The 18,757-nt window shown below is 71.5% G+C and carries 12 protein-coding genes; 8 read left to right on the forward strand and 4 right to left on the reverse strand.

From position 1 onward, the window contains the following. Positions 1 to 229: 229 nt before the first annotated feature. The gene (locus AC0699_RS37540; RefSeq protein WP_478670217.1) at positions 230 to 832 is read left to right on the forward strand and encodes a TetR/AcrR family transcriptional regulator; all 603 of its coding nucleotides are present in this window, start codon (positions 230 to 232) and stop codon (positions 830 to 832) included. Between the two features lie 118 nt (positions 833 to 950). On the opposite strand, the gene AC0699_RS37545 is transcribed toward AC0699_RS37540, so the two are convergent. Then, positions 951 to 1,676 carry a hypothetical protein gene (locus tag AC0699_RS37545; protein ID WP_478670220.1) on the reverse strand — a complete coding sequence of 242 codons (726 nt, stop codon included), beginning with the start codon at positions 1,674 to 1,676 and terminating at the stop codon, positions 951 to 953. 537 nt (positions 1,677 to 2,213) lie between these two features. Here AC0699_RS37545 and cimA point away from each other — a divergent pair. From cimA to AC0699_RS37560, 3 genes are all read left to right on the forward strand, one after another. Beyond that, on the forward strand, positions 2,214 to 3,848 hold the full coding sequence (gene cimA / locus AC0699_RS37550) for a citramalate synthase (protein ID WP_478670223.1): 1,635 nt from the start codon (positions 2,214 to 2,216) through the stop codon (positions 3,846 to 3,848). A gap of 237 nt (positions 3,849 to 4,085) precedes the next feature. Further along, positions 4,086 to 5,435 (forward strand): hypothetical protein, encoded by a 1,350-nt coding sequence (locus tag AC0699_RS37555; protein ID WP_478670226.1) that lies wholly within the window; start codon positions 4,086 to 4,088, stop codon positions 5,433 to 5,435. Further along, positions 5,435 to 5,707 carry a DUF1876 domain-containing protein gene (locus AC0699_RS37560; RefSeq protein WP_478670228.1) on the forward strand — a complete coding sequence of 91 codons (273 nt, stop codon included), beginning with the start codon at positions 5,435 to 5,437 and terminating at the stop codon, positions 5,705 to 5,707. Before AC0699_RS37555 ends, AC0699_RS37560 begins: the two co-directional genes overlap by 1 nt. 172 nt (positions 5,708 to 5,879) lie before the next feature. On the opposite strand, the gene AC0699_RS37565 is transcribed toward AC0699_RS37560, so the two are convergent. Then, on the reverse strand, positions 5,880 to 7,064 hold the full coding sequence (locus AC0699_RS37565; RefSeq protein WP_478670230.1) for a serine hydrolase domain-containing protein: 1,185 nt from the start codon (positions 7,062 to 7,064) through the stop codon (positions 5,880 to 5,882). A 278-nt stretch (positions 7,065 to 7,342) separates the two neighbouring features. Between AC0699_RS37565 and AC0699_RS37570 the strand changes: the two genes are divergently transcribed. After that, positions 7,343 to 7,858, forward strand: coding sequence for an N-acetyltransferase family protein (locus AC0699_RS37570; RefSeq protein WP_478670234.1), 516 nt, complete (start codon positions 7,343 to 7,345; stop codon positions 7,856 to 7,858). Between the two features lie 172 nt (positions 7,859 to 8,030). Continuing rightward, a complete protein-coding gene (locus AC0699_RS37575) occupies positions 8,031 to 9,590 on the forward strand; it encodes a carboxylesterase/lipase family protein (RefSeq protein WP_478670237.1) in 1,560 nt (519 codons plus the stop codon). A 143-nt stretch (positions 9,591 to 9,733) separates the two neighbouring features. Here AC0699_RS37575 and AC0699_RS37580 read toward each other — a convergent pair whose 3' ends face one another. Next, on the reverse strand, positions 9,734 to 10,357 hold the full coding sequence (locus AC0699_RS37580) for a YceI family protein (RefSeq protein ID WP_478670240.1): 624 nt from the start codon (positions 10,355 to 10,357) through the stop codon (positions 9,734 to 9,736). Positions 10,358 to 10,593: 236 nt separating this feature from the next. Then, on the reverse strand, positions 10,594 to 11,811 hold the full coding sequence (locus AC0699_RS37585; protein WP_478670243.1) for a glycoside hydrolase family 64 protein: 1,218 nt from the start codon (positions 11,809 to 11,811) through the stop codon (positions 10,594 to 10,596). Positions 11,812 to 12,035: 224 nt separating this feature from the next. Between AC0699_RS37585 and AC0699_RS37590 the strand changes: the two genes are divergently transcribed. Both AC0699_RS37590 and AC0699_RS37595 read left to right on the forward strand, forming a co-directional pair. Next, positions 12,036 to 15,902, forward strand: a complete 3,867-nt coding sequence (locus tag AC0699_RS37590; RefSeq protein WP_478670246.1) for an endo-alpha-N-acetylgalactosaminidase family protein — start codon at positions 12,036 to 12,038, stop codon at positions 15,900 to 15,902. 218 nt (positions 15,903 to 16,120) lie between these two features. Further along, entirely contained in the window at positions 16,121 to 18,463 is a 2,343-nt protein-coding gene (locus tag AC0699_RS37595; protein WP_478670250.1) for a polysaccharide lyase 8 family protein, read from the forward strand. Positions 18,464 to 18,757: the final 294 nt, after the last annotated feature.

An 18,757-nucleotide genomic window follows, 5' to 3' on the forward strand; every position in this document is an offset into this window, starting at 1 on the left:
CCCCCCCCCCTCCCCCCCCCCCCCCCCCCCCCCCCCCCCCCCCCCCCCCCCCCCCCCCCCCCCCCCCCCCCCCCCCCCCCCCCCCCCCCACCCCCGCGCCTCACATGCCGACGGGGCTGCTTCCGGAGACCGTCCGGCGTTCGAGGACGGACACCCGGGCCGACCGGACCGCCCCGGGCTCCTCGCGGCCCGTCCGCAGGGCGCCACCCGGATCGGGTACAACGTACGGGTGACCGCATCCACCCCGCGCCGCCGCAACACCGCCCCGCCCCGTGAGGAGCTCCTCGCCGCTGCCATGGCCACCATCGCCGAGCGCGGGCTCGACGGGCTCACCATGGCCGGCCTGGGCCGTGAGGTCGGGATGAGCAGCGGCCACCTGCTCTACTACTTCCGCACCAAGGACGAGTTGCTGCTGCAGACCCTGGAGTGGAGCGAAGGCCGCCTCGGCACCGAACGCAGCGCGCTGCTGTCACGCCAGGCGCCGGCCCGCGAATGCCTCGACGCGTACGTCGATCTCTATGTGCCCGACGGCCCCCGCGACCCGCACTGGACGCTCTGGCTGGAGGTCTGGAACCGCTCGCAGAACGCGGCCGACGACGCCCGCGCCCGACAGGCCGCGATCGAGGGGGCCTGGCACCGTGACCTGGTCGCGCTGCTCGCCGCGGGCATCTCGCGCGGCGAGTTCCGCGCCGTCGACCCGGACCGTTTCGCGGCCCGGCTGCGTGCGCTCCTGGACGGCTTCAGCGTCCATGTGGCGGTCGGCATACCGGGCACGAGCCGCGCCCAGGTCCTGGCCCATGTACGGGAGTTCATCGAGGACGCGCTCCTGTAAGGGCGCCCGGCGAGTGCCACGCACGCACGTACGCCTGCGGGGAGTCCGGGCCGCTGAAGGTCCCGGCCGCGTGCGCCCGACGAGGGCACACAGCCGGTGACCGCGGTGCGCCCAGCGGTCACCGGGCGGCGATCGCTCCCGGCTGTGTCTTGAGGCGCTGCTGCATCTTCTTGAGCACATCCGTCGCGGTCGTGCGGATCTGCGCCTCCTGCGCCGCCTCCCCGATCACGTAGGAAGCCAGTACGGTGTCGCCCGCCCGCCCCGTGAGGAGGACGTACACGAAGTTCACCTTCGTTCCGTCGTCGGCGACGACCTGTCGTCCCTCCTCGGACACCAGCTCGTCGAGGCCGGGCACGTTCGGAGGGATCGCCTCGCGCACGTTGTTCCAGCGGGCCTTTCCGCTGTGCTGGCTCGGGCAGCGGTGGATTTCGTCCCGCACGTCGCCCAGGTACTGCTCTGCTGTGGCCGCGCGGTTGTACACCCTCACCTCGGACGATCCGGTGAAGCCGGTCGTCGGGTTCTGGACGTTGCGCAGCAGGGCGGCCAGCGTGCCGCCCCGGCTGAAGCGGCTGGAGTACTCGCAGGTCGGCAGCACCACGGCTTCGGGCGAGGGGTCGGTTTCGTAGGGATCGCCCTGCACATAACCGGGTGCCCAGTCCGCGGGGGTCAGCGCCACCTTCGTCGCGACGGCGTGGGCCGCCGCCACATCGGTCGCCGTATCTCCGGGCGAGGGCGAAGCACTACCGTTGCCGCCCTTGCCACCCTTGCCGCCACCGCCCTGCAGCACCACGATCAGCACGACCGCGAGTGCCAGCGCCAATGCCGCCCCACTGATGATCAGCACTTGATTCCGGCTGGGGCGCTTGCGGGACGGGCCTTGGCCCGTGAACGGCTGAGGGCGTTCGGGGCCCGGGCCGGACCCGGGTGACGACAGGGGGCCGGACGGCGGTCCTGAAGGTGGCTGTGAACTCACACAGTTCCCCTACCACCGGACACCGGTGCTCTCCGCCCGCCGATCGGGTACACAGGCCGATCGGGTACGGAGGCGGTCCGCGGCCGACCGGCTCCGGCAGCCGGCGCAGTGCGCCCGCATAGTGAGACCGATGTCCATGCGGGCGTACGCATGTGGCACACTGCCTCTGTGCTCGCATTCGCCATGATTATCGGCAGCAGCGCGCCGGTCCGCAGTGACCGCTGACCCGTGGACAGCAAACCCCACGACAGCGACACCGTGCCCCAGACCCGCGCGCAGACCTCTCGCACCCGCGAGGGGTTTTTTCGTTTTACGGCCCCACCCAGGCCGGACGCGAGGCGCGCGAAGATGGGGGCAAGTGGATCCAGACATTCCGGAGCCACTCATCCGACAGGAGTCACCACAGCCATGACCACCGAGGCCACGGACACCGACAGGTACGGCACCGACGACGGCTTCCACGTCTTCGACACCACGCTGCGCGACGGCGCCCAGCGCGAAGGCATCAACCTCACCGTCGCGGACAAGCTGACCATCGCGCGGCACCTGGACGAGTTCGGCGTGGGCTTCATCGAGGGCGGCTGGCCCGGCGCCAACCCCCGGGACACCGAGTTCTTCGCCCGGGCCCGTCAGGAGATCGAGCTCAAGAACGCCAAGCTCGTCGCGTTCGGCGCCACCCGCAGGGCCGGCGCCAAGGCCGCCGAGGACCCGCAGGTCAGAGCGCTGCTCGACTCCGGTGCTCCGGTCATCACGCTGGTCGCCAAGTCCCACGACCGCCATGTCGAACTCGCCCTGCGCACCACGCTGGACGAGAACCTGGAGATGGTCCGCGACACTGTCTCCTACCTCCGCTCCCAAGGCCGCAGGGTCTTCGTCGACTGCGAGCACTTCTTCGACGGATACCGGGCCAACCCGGAGTACGCGAAGGCCGTCGTCCGGGCCGCCTCCGAGGCGGGCGCCGATGTCGTCATCCTCTGCGACACCAACGGCGGCATGCTGCCGGCCCAGGTCCAGGCCGTCGTCGCCACCGTGCTCGCCGACACCGGCGCCCGGCTCGGCATCCACGCACAGGACGACACGGGCTGCGCCGTCGCCAACACCCTCGCCGCCGTCGACGCGGGCGCCACGCATGTCCAGTGCACCGCCAACGGCTACGGCGAGCGCGTCGGCAACGCCAACCTCTTCCCGGTCGTCGCCGCGCTGGAGCTGAAGTACGGCAAGCAGGTGCTGCCCGCGGGCGCCCTCCAGGAGATGACCCGGATCTCGCACGCCATCGCCGAGGTCGTCAACCTCACGCCCTCCACCCATCAGCCGTACGTGGGTGTTTCCGCCTTCGCCCACAAGGCCGGACTGCACGCCTCCGCGATCAAGGTCGACCCGGACCTGTACCAGCACATCGACCCCGAGCAGGTCGGCAACACCATGCGGATGCTCGTCTCCGACATGGCGGGCCGCGCCTCCATCGAGCTCAAGGGCAAGGAGCTCGGTGTCGACCTGGGCGGCGACCGTGAGCTCGTCGGCCGTGTCGTCGAGCGGGTCAAGGAGCGCGAGCTCAAGGGCTACACGTACGAGGCCGCCGACGCCTCGTTCGAGCTGCTGCTGCGGCAGGAGCTGCGCGGGGAGGAAGCGGGCCGGCCGCGTACGTACTTCCGTACCGAGTCGTGGCGCGCGATCGTCGAGGACCGCCCCGACGGGACCCACGCCAACGAGGCCACGGTGAAGCTGTGGGCAAAGGGCGAGCGCATCGTCGCGACCGCCGAGGGCAACGGCCCCGTCCACGCCCTCGACCTGGCGATGCGGGTGGGCCTGGAGCGGATCTATCCGCAGCTCGCGAAGCTGGAGCTGGTCGACTACAAGGTCCGTATCCTCGAAGGCCGCCACGGCACCGAGTCCACCACCCGCGTGCTGATCACGACGAGCGACGGCAGCGGCGACTGGTCCACGGTCGGCGTCGCGGACAACGTGATCGCGGCGTCGTGGCAGGCGCTGGAGGACGCGTACACCTACGGACTGCTGCGGGCGGGGGTCGAGCCGGCGGAGTAGGCCCCGCCGGCCCGGACCCCTGGGCGTCTCAGCTCTGGAGCCGTCGCTTCCGGTCGGCGGCTCCCGCGCGGTCCTGCCGGCCGCCGTGCCCGCGCGCGGGGGGCCGGCGGACGAGCGGGTGGGGCTGCGGACGGAGGAGGTCGTCCGGACGGAGGTCCGCGCCGCGGCGGCATCCTCGGGCCGGGTTCCGACCGGGAACTATGTCCCATTTCGTGCCGTTCAGGTAGCTTCGATGCTATGAGGACCAGGCCGTTTTCCCTCCTGTCTGCCCTCGCCGGGCTGACGCTCTTCCTGCTGCTGGCCCTGGCTCCTGGCGTGGGCGCCAAGGCCACGGGCATCTCCGACGCGGCCCAGGCCCTGAAGCAGGGTCCGGTCTACGTCGACCCGGGCGCCCGGTCCCAGCTCTCCGAGGCCGACGAGAAGGCCCTCGCGCAGAAGATCGAGGACGCTGACAAACCCGTATTCGTCGCGGTACTGCCCGCAGGGTCGCAATTCCCCGCGGACAGCGTCCTGCGCGATCTGCGGACCGAGACCGGGATCACCGGGCTGTACGGAATCCGCCTCGGTGACGGCTTCAACGCGGGCGCGGACCGGGCGGTCATGCCCGCCGACGCCGTGCAGAACATCGTGGCCGGGGTGAAGGCCCCCGGCGTCGACGCCGCCACCCAGCTCAACAACTTCGTCGACCAGGCCCTGCCGACCGTCCGCGGCACCGCCCCGGCCTCCTGGAGCACCGGCGCCGCGAACGACGGCGCCTCCATCGGCTCGCTGATCACGGTCGGTACCGTCCTCGTCGCGGGCGGCGCGGGCGCGTACGCCGTGGTCCGCCGCAGGCGCCGGCTGCGTGCCGAGGAGGAGCGGGCCGCCCTGGAGAAGCTCCGGGTCGTCGTGGACGAGGACATCACCGCGTACGGCGAGGAGCTCGACCGGCTCGACTTCCACCCGTCCGAGCCGGGCGCCGACGACGCGATGCGCGCCGACTACGAACGAGCCCTGGACTCGTACGACGACGCCAAGAGCGCCATGGCCTCGGCCGAGCGCCCGCACGACGTCCGCCCGGTCACCGAAGCCCTGGAGGAGGGCCGCTTCTCCCTCGCGGTCCTCGCCGCGCGCCGCGAGCACGCCCCGCTCCCGGAGCGCCGCTCGCCCTGCTTCTTCGACCCGCGCCACGGCCCCTCCACGACCGACATGACCTGGACCCCGTCCGGCGGCACCCCCCGCGAGGTCCCTGTCTGCGCCGCCGACGCCACCCGCCTCCAGGAAGGCAAGGACCCGCTCGCCCGCAACGTCGAGACCGAATCCGGCCCCCGCCCCTACTGGGAGGCCGGCCCCGCCTACGGCCCCTGGGCCGGCGGGTACTTCGGCGGCGGCCTGCTGCCCGGCCTGCTGGCGGGCACCCTGCTCGGCAGCGCCCTCTCGACCCCGGCGTACGCAGCTGAGTACGGCGGCGGCGACTTCAGCGGCGGCGACTTCTCCGGCGCCGACTTCAGCTCCTCCGACTTCGGTGGCGGCGGCTTCGGTGGCGGCGACTTCGGTGGCGGCGACTGGGGCGGCGGAGGCGGCTTCGACGCAGGCGGTGGTTTCTGATGCGCACCAAGAAGTGGAACGTCGAGATCGTCATCACCGAGAGCGACCGGACCACCCAGGCCGAGGCCCGGCTCCGCGGCCAGCACGCCGAACTCTTCGTCGGCGAGGGCACGGCCCACCGCAACCGCACCGACCCGGACGTCCCCCACATCGGCGACGAACTGGCCGTGGCGCGGGCGCTGAGCGGCGTGACCCATGAGCTCCTCCACGAGGCGGCGGCGGAGATCGAGGCGATGACGGGCGACCGGGTGGTACGGCTGCGGGAGGCATAGCCGAGCGGCCAGGCGACGCGTCGCCGCACTGAGGGCCACCCGTGCGGCGACGCGTCCCCCCGGGCCACCGTGCGGCGACGCGTCCCCCCGGCCACCCGTTGCGACGTCGCGTCCCCCGGCCACCGTGCGGCGACGCGTCACCGAGTCCTGCGAGGCGGCCGTCGGGTGGTTGTCAGCCGGTCGTGCCCACCGCCTTCGCCGCCCGGAGCACAGCTGCCGTCAGACGCTCGTTCTCCGGCGCCGCGCCGCCCGGGTAGGCGAAGCGGCGACGGGTGTAGGCGTAGGCGACGCCGGTCGAGGGGTCGGCCCAGGCCTGGGCGCCGGCCGCGCCGCTGTGGCCGATGGCGGCCGGACCGGCGGCCTGGAGCTCGAAGCCGATGCCGAAGTGGTCCTCCCCGCCGGTGACGAGGTCGGTGCCGGTGCTGTGGAGCCGGGCGAACTCGGCTGCCGTGTCCGGCTTCAGCAGCGGCGCCCGGCCGTCCAGCTCGCTGATGACCGCCGCGTACATCCGGGCGACGCCACGCGCGCTCCCGACGCCGCCCGCCGAGGCAGGGCCCAGGGCCTTCACGCGCGGGTGGTTGGCGAACTCCACCAGGTCCATCGGCGGCTGGGTGTGCCAGTTGAAGGCGATGGCCAGCAGGCTGTCCGGGTCCAGCGGGTTCGCCGCCCTCTCCGCGGCCTGCTCGGGCGTCGGCAGCATCGGCAGGATCGGGGCGTACCGGCCTTCGAGCTCCTCGGGCAGGCCGAGGTGGAAGTCCAGGCCGTACGGGGCGCGGATCCGCTCCTCGTACAGCTCCTGGATCGACCGCCCGGTCGCCCTCCGCACCACCTCGCCGGTCAGCGCGCCGATCACGAGCGCGTGGTAGCCGTACGCCGATCCGGGCTCCCAGTACGGCCGCTGCCCCGCCAGCCGCCCGGCGACGAGCCGGTCGTCGGCCAGCTCCTCGATGGTGAACCCCTCGTCGGTGCCGATCAGCCCGGCCTTGTGCGCGAGCAGCTCGCGCAGGGTCAGCCGGTCCTTCCCCTGGGCCGCGAACTCCGGCCAGTACGAGGCCACTTCCCGGTCGAGATCCAGCACGCCGTCCTGCACGAGCAGCGCCACGACCAGATGCGCGGCGCCCTTGGTGATGGAGTAGACCCCGCTGAGCGTGTCACCCGTGGTCCCCTCCCCGGCCCACAGGTCCACCGCCAACTGCCCGTCCGCGTACACGACGAGCTGCGCCTCGGGGGAGTGCGCTTCCTCGGCGACGACGGCGGCGAACTCCTCCCGTACGGACTCGAAGCCCGGCGCCGTGGTGCCCTGCGCCTGCACCTGCACCTGCACCTGTGCCTGTGCCTGTGCGTCCTGTGCTGACATGTGTGCCCCCCCTGATGATCGTCTTCGTACGGTCATGAGGAGCCAACTGCGGTGAATCGGGGGGTATTCCGCGCGGCGAGGTGCGGTTGCCATGGACACCACACGAGGTGGCAACTTTGGGTGACGCTGAATGCGCGAAGCGTAATCGATTTGGCGAGAACCGTTCTTGAGCCGACCGGTGCGTGGCAAAAGACTTCTCGTGTGCCACGGGGGGCAACGCCCGGAGAGGGTTTTGCGGCGCACCAACCCGTCTGCCTGCACTGTGAGGAGGCCGTGGCATGCCCGACGCCGGCGCTGGAGGCACCGGACACCCGATCACGTTGATCGACGGTACGACCACTCGGACCCGGGAGGTGACCCCCGCCGACCTGGGACCGATCCAGGAGCTGCACCGCCGATGCTCGTCGTCCAGCCGGGCCTTGCGCTATCACACGGGCAAGCCCGAGCTGTCCCGTGCCGGATGGCGGGTGCTGTCCGACCCGGAGCGCGGCACCACCCTGGTCACGACCACTGCCCAGCAGACCGACCGCATCATCGCCATGACCAACGTCATGCGCACGGATCAGCAAGGGGTCGGCGAACTCGCCGTGCTGATCGAGGACGCGTGGCAGTCCAAGGGGCTGGGTACGGGACTTGCCGCACACGCCGCCGATGTGGCCCGCCGGGACGGGCACCACACCCTGACCGCGGCGGTCTCTGCGAGCAACGCACCGATGCTGCACGTCCTGGAGAGCCTCGACGCGCCGCCCACCCGCGCCGGCGGACCGGTTCTGGACATCCACATTCCGCTGTAGCCGGACCGCCCGAGGATCCTGAAGATCGCCGGGCCGTGGCTCCGTGGGAGCCTGTACTGCCCGCCGGAGAGGTCGGCGGCGCGAACAGGGAGGTCTGACCGTGGGTGCCTCAGCGAGCGGCGGGACCGATGGCGCCGACAGGACCGATGGGATCGATGGATCCGACGGGACCGTGACCGCCGAGACGGTGACCGCCGGGATCGTCGCGACGGAAAGCGGCCGCGTACGGGGCACGATCGTCGATGGGCTCCGCGTGACGCTCGGGATCCCTTACGCGGCGCCGCCGTTCGGTGTCGCCGGCCGGTTCCGGGCGCCCCGCCCTGCGGCCCCCTGGGACGGTGTGCGGGACTGCACACGCTTCGGGCCGGTCCCGCCGCAGTCCGCGGAGCTGCCCGGTGCCCCGGTCTGGTCTCCGGGCCGGGAGGACGTTCTCAGCGTCAACGTCTGGTCCCCGGTGGACGCTTCCGGTCCGTTGCCGGTGCTGTTCTGGATTCACGGCGGCGCCTACACCTTCGGGTCGTCGGCCCAGCCCGACTACGACGGATCCGCGTTGGCGCGCGCCGGCCTGGTGGTGGTGACCTGCAACTACCGGCTCGGCTTCGAGGGCTTCGGCCATGTCCCCGGGTTCCCGGACAACCGCGGCCTCCTCGACCAGATCGCCGCGCTGCGCTGGGTCCAGGACAACGTTGCGGCCTTCGGCGGCGACCCCGACAACGTCACCGTGGCCGGGCAGTCCGCCGGGGCGGGTTCGATCGCCTGTCTGCTGGCGAGCGAGCGGGCTCGTGGACTGTTCCGGCGGGCCATCGCCCACAGCGTCCCCGACGCCTACTTCCCGCCGGATCTCGCCGCGGGGCTGGCCCACAAGGTGGCCGGGGCCGCCGGAGTCGCTCCCACCGCGGAGGGTCTGCTCTCCGCCACCCCGCAGGCCCTGGTCGACGCGTCGGACCGGGTGGTCGCGGAGTACGCCACGGACCCGGAATCGGGACCGCTGCACTACGACACCGTCATCTACGGACCCGTCCTCGACGGGGACGTGCTGCCGGTTGACCCGGTCGAGGCCGTGGCCGGGGGCGCGGGGCGGGCGGTGGATCTCCTGGTGTGCCACACCACGGAGGAGCACTGGCTGATGCACGAGGTGGGCAGCATGCCGCCGGTCACCACCGAGGACGGTCTGGCCCGCTTCGCCGGCGACTTCGGGCTTCCGGCGGAACTCGTCGCCGGCTACCGCGCACTGATGCCGCACGCGTCGGTCCTGGATGTCTGTCTCGCCATCGCCAGTGATGCTGTCTTCACCACACACAGCGTCCGCCTCGCCGAAGCCCACGCCCACGCCCACGCACGAGCACACGCCGATCCCCACGCTGTTTCCCACGCCCGGGCTCGCGAGGGCGGACGCACGTACCTGTCCAGGTTCGACCGGCGCCGCACACGAGCCGACGGCCGCCCGGTGCGGGCGTGGCATGCCGCGGATGTTCCCTTCGCCTTCGGCACCCTGGACGCGGCGGGGGTCGACTTCCTCACCGGACCCGTCGACGAGGAGGACCGGGAGCTCTCCCGGCGTATGGTCCTCGCCTGGGCCGGATTCGCGGCCACCGGGGATCCGGGCTGGGCCCCGCTCACCAATCCTTCCGGGGCGGTGCATGTGTGGGGCGTCCCCCGGGACCGTGAAGAGAGCGCCGCCGAGGTCCACGAACTGTGGCGGTCGGTGCGCCCTGCGTCGCTGCGGCTCTGACCTCGTCACCCATGTCGCGGACATGCCGGGCACATGCCGAACAGGTGCCGGGCACATGCCGAACCCCCGTCCTTGCGGACGGGGGTTCGCCGGCTTCCCTGTGCTGAGTGCGCCGAGGTGCTGACGCGCCGAGGTGCTGAGGGTCAGGCGGCAGCCTTGATCGCGGAGATGTCGAAGTTCAGCTTCACCTTGTCGCTGACCATGACACCACCCGTCTCCAGCGCCGCGTTCCAGGTCAGACCCCAGTCGGAGCGCAGGATCTGGGCGCTGCCCTCGAAGCCGACGCGCTCGTTGCCGTAGACGTCGGTCGCCGTGCCGTTGAACTCCAGGTCGATGGAGAGCGGGCGGGTGACGTCCTTGATGGTGAGGTCGCCGGTGATGCGGTACTTGTCGCCGCCCAGCTGCTCGGCCTGCGTCGAGCGGAAGGACATCAGCGGGAACTTCTCGGCGTCGAAGAAGTCGCCGCTGCGCAGGTGGCCGTCGCGGTCCGCGATCCCGGTGTCGATGCTGGCGATCTTGATGTCGATGACCGCGGTGGAGGAGCCCGGGTCGGAGCCGTCCAGGCTCAGCGTGCCCTCGTGCTCACCGAACGTGCCGCGCACATTGGTGACCATCGCGTGACGGACGGTGAATCCAATGCTGCTGTGGGCCGGGTCGATGGTGTATTCGCCGGTCAGCGCCGCGAGAGCCGGGTCGACCGCGGGGGCGGCGGCGCGCGCGACGGTGGTGGCGGTGGCGGTGTCGTTCTTACGGTTGAACAGGCCCATGGCTACTCCTCGGGGACGTGGGGGCGAGGCTTCTCGCATTCGTTGAATCTTCAACGAGGCCCACCGTAGACCTATTCCGTTAAATCTTCAACATCTTCGGGGTAGGTTTCGCCGGATTCGCTCGAACGGCACCGGCGCACCTCCCTCCGACGCACGGCGGCCGCATGGAGAACGGGTGCCCCGGGCCGGCTCGGCCAGGGCACCCGTCACTCGTCACTCGTCGCTCGGCGCCCGCCTCAGGAGCCGACCGTCACCGTGAAGCGCCGCGGATTTCCGTCGTGCGCCGCGCCCGATACGTCGGGCTGCCCGTCGGGGCGGACGTCGTCGTAAGGGAACGCGTAACCGATCGGCGTGTTCGCGTGCACCACACGCGCGAAGTGGTTGGTCACCGGACCGCGGTAGTAGTCGGCGGAGGTGAGGCCGTTCGGCTGGTCCGGGTGCGTCAGCATGATGCTGCGGTTGAACCCGGCGGCGAGGCGGGCCAGCAGGCCCTTCTTGTCGTCCGGGTCGCCCGGGTTGTTGGCGAAGGGTCCGTGGTTGCAGGTGAAGATGTCCTTCGAGGTGGGCCTGGTGAAGGTGTGGCCACCAGTGAAGGTGAGGATCTCGCCGCTGACCCGCCCGGTGCGTACACCGCGACCGCCCTGGAGATCGATCCGCAGGTCGGTGGTGCGGTACTTCTGCCAGACCTGGTCGATGTAGCTGTCGAAGTGGTTCCGGAAGGGCATCTCGGCCGGCCGGTCGAAGTACGGCGCCATCAGGTTCTGGGGCGAGATCACCCGGAGCACACCGCCGCCGGAGCCGCGGATCACCAGCTTGTCCCAGGGCTGCCCGTCCGTGCCGGCCTGTGCGGTGAGACCGTCGGCGATGCGCTGGAGCGCGCCGGACGGCAGCGGGGCGACGGTGTGCGTCGCGTCGCCGGTGAGCGTGATGCCGATGGGCAGAGCGGTCAGCAGGTCGACATAGCTGAGGTTGGCGAACAGCTGTTGCGGGTCGAAGGTGAACTCGCAGAACGACCAGGTGCGGCCGTAGTTGGGGTCGGTGGGCGTCGCGAAGGCCGGCTCCACGAGCGCGGGTCCGGGGTTCAGGAAGAAAGCCAGCTTGTCGTCGCGCACGAAGTAGACGCGGGCGCCGAACATCTGAGGCAGCGTCAGGACCACCGGCCCGGAGCCGGCGGGCCGCAGCGGAATCGCGCAGTCGACCGGGAGTGGGGTCTGCGGCGCGGACGGGGACTCGGGGCGGTACACACCGCCGTCCGGGCGCAGCAGGATCCAGCGGCCGGTGCTCTGCTCGTGGCCGGTGACGTAGGCGTGCACCGTGCCCGGCAAGGAGCGGTTCTCCAGGGCGAGTTCACAGGTGGGGGGAGCTGCTGAAGCGCGGTTGCCGAGCGGCAGCGCCATGGCGGAGGCGGCTGCCGCGGCGGCGGTGCCGGTGAGGAAGAGGCGTCGTGAGATCACGAAAGCACTCCTGGGGTGGGGGATGTGGGGGTGCGCTCCACTCTCGTAGCGCGAGCAGAAGGCGTCAATACTTGTGACTGAGAGCGCTCTCAGAATCTTTCCGCGTTCAGAAGTCGGCCCCATGGGCGCCGACTTGGACTTACGGAACAGGGTTGTTGGACTGGCTGTGCCGCTCCCGTACGACTTCGTTGACGGTGCCGACGCGCCCCGGCTACCCAGTCCCCATGTCGCTCACCACAAGACCCCGCAGCCGCACCGCGTGCGTGGTCGCCGCCGCCACGGCCGTCGTCGTATCGCTGGCGGGCCCCGCCTACGCGGCCGGGCCCGCGCCCGCCCCCGCGGACGTCGCCGCACCCGCCGCCCCGGGAGCCGCCGCCGTCCTCACCTCCGGACAGCTCGACGTCGCCGTCGCCGACGACTTCCCGCGCGTCCTCTCGTACACCGACCGCGCCACCGGTGCCCGCCTGCTCGGCAGCACGAGCCCCCTCACGGAGGTCACCCTCAACGGCACCGCTCACCCCGTGAAGGCGAAAGCCGCACCCGTCGTCCAGGGCGCGAGCGCCGCGTACACGCTGACCTTCCCCGGTCTTCCGGGCGTCGAGATCGACGCGACGCTCTCGGTGTCCGGCCGCGCCACCACGTTCAAGGTGACGGCGGTACGGGACACCGAGACGTTCCGGGTCGGGACCATCGACATCCCCGGGCACGACCTGGTCTCGGTCGGGAGCACGGAGGCCGGAGCCGCGACCGCGTTCACCAGGCTCGATCCCGACTCGACGAAGACCGCCGATGTCTTCGCCCGGGTCACCGACGCGACCCCGGCCCAGGCCGCGCCGGTCGGCGCGTCGTACGCCCTGGTCAACACGGGCTCCCTCGCCGCGGCCGTCGAGTCGAACTCCAGCTACGACAAGCCCTCCGGTGTCACCGGTGGCGACGACGCCCGCTTCTGGCACCAGGCCCGCAAGGCGGACGACGGGTCCGTACGGGTCGGGGTGTGGTCGGGGCAGTGGACCTACCGGGGAGCCGGCGCGCCGCAGCCCGAGAGCGGGACGAACCTGCCCTGGGCCAAAGTCGTCGTCACCCCCGACGCCAACGCCGACGGGAAGACGGACTGGCAGGACGGCGCCCTCGCCTTCCGCACGATCGGGGTCAAGGCGCCCGGCAGCGACGAGACCCCCGACCGGGTCGTCACCCACATTCCGTTCAACTTCGCCAGCCAGGCCACCCACCCCTTCCTGCGCACCCTCGACGACGTCAAGCGGATCTCGCTCGCGACCGACGGACTCGGGCAGCTGGCGGTGCTCAAGGGGTACGGCTCCGAGGGGCACGACTCCGCCCACCCCGACTACGGCGGCAACTACAACAAGCGCGCCGGCGGGCTCCGGGACCTCAACAAGCTGCTGAAGGCGGGAAAGGAGTGGGGCGCCACCTTCGGCGTGCACGTCAACGCCACCGAGTCGTACCCGGAGGCCAAGAACTTCAGCGAGACCCTCGTCGACAAGACCAAACCCGGCTGGAACTGGCTCAATCAGAGCTACTACATCGACCAGCGGCGCGACATCAACAGCGGTGATCTCGCCCGCAGATTCCAGCAGCTGCGCGACGAGACCGACCGCAATCTGAGCTTCCTGTACATCGACGTCTACTACTCGCACGGCTGGATCGCCGACAGGACCGTGCAGGCCGTGCAGCGGCAGGGGTGGAACGTCGGTACCGAATGGTCCGACAAGTTCGAGCGCGCCTCGCTCTGGTCGCACTGGGCCAATGACCTGGACTACGGCGGCGCCACCAACAAGGGACTCAACTCCCAGATCATCCGGTTCATCCGGAACGGCGAGAAGGACATCTGGAACAACCACCCGGTGCTCGGCCAGACCGCCCTGGAGGACTTCGAGGGCTGGACCGGCGAAACCGACTGGAACGCCTTCTACACGAACATCTGGCAGCGGAACCTGCCCGCGAAGTTCCTGCAGCAGGAGAAGATCACCCGCTGGAACGGAAACGAGATCGCGTTCACGGGCGGGCTGCGCGGAACGGTCGAGGACGGCCGCCGTACGTTCTACGACGACGGCCGCAAGGTCCTCGACGGTGACCGTTATCTGCTGCCGTGGGACGGCGGGAAGAAGCTGTACCACTACAACAAGACCGGTGGCAGCAGCAGTTGGGCCGTTCCGGGCACCAGTGCGTACACCGTGTACCGGCTCACCGACAACGGCCGGGTGAAGACCGGGACCGTGCGGCCCGTCGACGGGAAGATCACCCTCACCGCGGACGCCGGGCAGCCGTACGTCCTCTACCCGGACCGCGCACCCGCGCCGCGGGACCCGCGATGGGGCGAGGGCGGCAAGGTCAGGGACCCCGGCTTCAACGACGCAGGGCTCGGGTCCTGGACGAAGACGGGCACGGTCGCACGCGACACCGACGACCGGGGGAGGAGCAGCGCCGAGCTGACCGGCACCGCCGCGGCCTCGCTCGCGCAGCGGATCACCGGCCTCACGGCGGGCAAGCGGTACACCGCCTCCGCATGGATCGAGGTCGAGCCGGGGGCCTCGCGCCGCACGGTCCTCTCCGCCGGCGGACAGTCCGTCACCGTCGAACGCTCCACCGCCAGGAACCAGGTCGCGGCCTCCGACTGGCACTCCACCTCCTTCCAGCGCGCCAAGGTGAACTTCACGGCCCCGGCCGGCGGTGCGGTGACCCTCCGGATCGACGCCGCGCAAGGACCGTCGGCCGCGGTACGGGTCGATGACGTACGGCTGGTGGAGAACGCGCCCGCGGTCAAGGACGGCACGGTCGTGTACGAGGATTTCGAAGCCGTCGACCAGGGCTGGGGGCCGTTCCTCAAGGGCGACGCGGGTGGTGTGACGGACCCGCGCACCCATGTGAGCCAGCTGCACGCCCCGTACACGCAGGCCGGGTGGAACGGCAAGCTCATCGACGACGTGCTCGGCGGGGCGGAGTCCCTGAAGGCGCACGACGAGAACAGCGGGCTGGTGTACCGGACCGCACCGTGGACCGTGCCGATGAAGGACGGGCACAGCTACCGGGTCGAGTACGACTACCAGTCGAGCCACGCGGGTGCGTACGAGTGGGTCACGGGCTACGACCGGAGCACCGGCGGCTCGGTGGAGACCCGCCGTACCCCGATCGGCGCCCAGCGGACCACCGGGCACTTCACCGAGACCGTCACGGCGGGCTGCGGGGACACCTGGACCGGGCTGCGGAAGCGTGCCGACGCTCCGGAAGGCGCGGACTTCGTGCTCGACGGATTCACCGTGACGGACCTCGGGCAGGCCCCGGCCGCGTCCGCATGCGGGACGCTCAGCGTGGCCGCGGCCGCCGACACGCTGGAACCGGGGCGTGGGAACGAGGTCAAGGCCGTCTTCACGAACGACGAGGCGACGGCCGCGACCGGGGTGTCGGTGAGCCTGGCGCTGCCCCAGGGATGGACGGCCGAGCCCGCGGGCCCTGTCGCCTTCGCGTCGGTCGCGCCGGGGGACAAGGCCACCGCCACCTGGCAGGTGACGCCGCCCGAGGCCGCCGAGTACAAGGCGTACGAGATCGGCGCGTCGGCCGTGTACACCGTCGCTGGCGGCAGCCGCACGCTCGGCGCGAGGACGAGCGTACGGACCCAGCCGCCGCCGCCCACCGCGGACGTGTGGGCGAGCGATCTGGACTGGACGTCCGCCGAGAACGGCTGGGGCCCGGTCGAGCGTGACCTCTCCAACGGTGAGACGGGCACCGGCGACGGCAGCCCGATGAAGATCGGGGGAGTGGCGTACGCGAAGGGCCTCGGGACCCATGCCCCGGCGAAGGTCCGCTACTACCTGGGCGGCCGGTGCACCGCGTTCACCGCGGAGGTGGGTGTCGACGATGTCCAGGCGTCGCGCGGCAGCGTGCAGTTCGCTGTCGCGGCGGACGGCGCGGAGAAGGTGAGGTCGCCGGTGCTGCGGGCGACGGACGCGGCGTGGCAGCTGACCGCGGACCTCACCGGCGCCCAGTATGTCGATCTGACCGTCACCGACGGCGGCGACGGGAACGGCAACGACCACGCGGACTGGGGCAACGCGCGGTTCCACTGCGGAGGCTGACGGCCGGCCGGGGGGGGGGGGGGGGGGGGGGGGGGGGGGGGCCACCCCCCCCCCCCCCCCCCCCCCGCACCGCCGAGCGGGCATGGCGTGCCGTTCCGTGCCGGGGCACCCGGGGTGTCCGCCCTCGAGCGCCGGGCAGGCTTCAAAGGCGCGCCCCGCACAGTTCAGTTCACCCGAGCCGGTCCACGCCACCCCTTCTGGAGGCTTTCGTGGTGCTGCTGTCCGCCTGGTCCCGACGCGCCTTCCTGCTCGCCTTCGGCGCAAGCGCTCTCACCCTGGCGCAGCCCACCCGCGCCACGGCCGCCCCCGCCGACGACGAGTACGCCACGCTGCGCCGGCGCTGGCTGGAGATCCAGCTCGGCACCGGCTTCGACCCGGCCACCGAGCCCTACGCCACCCGGCTCGCCGAGACCGGCCAACTCGCCCGCACCGTCCGCGCGTCCATGGCCCCCGCCGACGACTCCCTCTGGCCCGGCCTCCGCTTCGACCCGCCGTCCGGCATCACCGGCAGCTACAGCCGGCTGTGGACCATGACCCAGGCCTACCGCCAGCCGGGCACCGGCCTCACCGGCGACGAGACGCTTCTCGCCGACGTCATCCGGGGGCTCGACCATCTCTCCGCGCGGATCTACAACCCCTCCACCACCCGCTACGGCAACTGGTGGGAGTGGCAGATCGGCAGCCCCCGACTCCTCATGGACATCGTCGCCGCCCTCCATGACAAGCTCACCGACGACCGGCGCCAGGCGGCGTGCGCCGCCGTCGACCACTTCATCCCGGACTCGATGCTGGGCTCGTACACGGGGACGAGCACCGGCGCCAACCGCGTCGACCTGTGCCGGTCCGTCGTCCTGCGCGGCATCCTCGGCGCCGCACCCGCCAAGATCGAGCTCGCCCGCGACGCGCTGTCGCCCGTCTTCCCGTACGTCACCAAGGGCGACGGCCTCTACGCCGACGGCTCGTTCGTCCAGCACACCTGGGTCGCGTACTCGGGTACGTACGGACAGGTCATGCTCGACGGGCTCGGCCGGCTCTTCGCCCTCGTCGCGGGCTCCGCCTGGGACGTCACCGATCCGAACCGGCAGATCATCCTCGACAGCGTCGAGAACGCCTACGCCCCGCTGATCTACAACGGGCTGATGATGGACAGCGTCAACGGCCGGGCCATCAGCCGCGGCTGTCTCGCCGGCGACGCCCGCAAGGTCATGCGCAGCGACCACTTCCACGGCCAGGGCCTGATCGCGGCGATCGCGCTGCTCGCGGGCGGCGCCTCCGCCGCCGAGCGGACCCGCTGGCAGTCCATGATCAAGGGCTGGATCGAGCGGGACACCGTCACTCCGGTCCTGACCGGCAAGCAGTTCGGCGTGGCCGATCTGGCCCGGTTGCACGCGGTCGCGGAGGCGCCCGTACCGCCCGCGCCCGAGCCCGTCGGGCACAAGCTGTTCGCCTCCATGGACCGGGCCGTGCACCGGCGCCCCGACTGGGCCGCGAACATCTCGATGGCGTCGGAGCGGATCTCGTCCTACGAGTGCGGCAACGGCGAGAACCCGCGCGGCTGGCACACCGGCGCCGGAATGCTCTACTGGTGGCCCGGCAGGGACCACGGCGACCAGTACACCGACTGGTTCTGGCCCACCGTCGACTGGTACCGGCTGCCCGGGACAACCGTGTCGACAAAGCGGCTCGCCGACAAGGAGGGCGGCGAGTGGGGTGAGCCGAAGCCCGCCGTGAAGTGGGTCGGCGGGGCTACGGACGGCGAGTACGCCGCCGTCGGCCAGCATCTCAAGGGGCTCGGCTCGACGCTGGAAGCGCGCAAGTCGTGGTTCTGCGCCGACGACGCGGTCATCTGCCTCGGGGCCGGCATCACCAGTACCGACGGCGTACCCGTCGAGACGATCGTCGACAACCGCAACCTCGGGGCGGGCACGACGGCCGCGACGGCCGCTTTCGCCGTCGGCCGCCGGTCCCGCTGGGCCCACCTCGAAAGCCACGGCGGCTGGATCTTCCCCGGCGGGACCGCCTCGCTGCGTACCCTGCGCGAGGCCCGCACCGGGGCCTGGAGGGACATCAACACCACCAGCACCACCGAACGGCGGACCCGTCACTACCAGACCCTGTGGCTCGACCACGGGACCGATCCGGTGAACTCTTCCTATGCGTATGTCCTGATGCCCGGGGCCTCCCGGAGGACCGTCGCGGCCCGTGCCGCCGACCTCCGGTGGCTGGAGGTCCTCGACAACTCCGCCGTGTGCCAGTCCGTCGCCGTGCGCTTCCTCGGCCTCACCGCCGCGAACTTCTGGCAGGCCGGTACGGTGGGTGCGCTCACCGTCACCGCTCCGGCGAGCGTGCTGGTGCGCCGGCGCAACCGGACCACTGCGATCCGCATCGCTGAACCCATGCGTTCCGGGCAGCCCCTGGAGCTGACCTGGGACCGGCCGGTCCGCCGGGTCGTCCGTCACGATCCGTCCGTCGAGGTGCTCGGCACCGGACGTGCGCTGCGGCTTCGGGTCACTCCGGGCGCGTCCGGAGCCGTACATGGCTGTGAGATGACCATCGGTTGACGTCCTTGTCGGATACCGACAATTCGATGCGGCCTCCCACTGGCACTTCGCCTGCAGCGCGGAAAGGTTCTGTCCGGGGCTGACAGCAGAACCGGCGCGAGACTGTACGGAGTCAACGGCAGGTTTTCTATGGTCGGCTCCGTAGGGTTCGTACATGACCGTTTTGGACGAGACCGCAGGCGAGCCGACAGACGCACGAGGGCGAGTGGCCGAGCTGCACGCCCTTCGCGAGCAGGCGCGGCGTGGTCCCAGTGACCGTGCGACCGAGGCGCAGCATGCCAAGGGCAAGCTGAC

It is taken from the genome of Streptomyces sp. NPDC043870 (genome assembly GCF_056435785.1).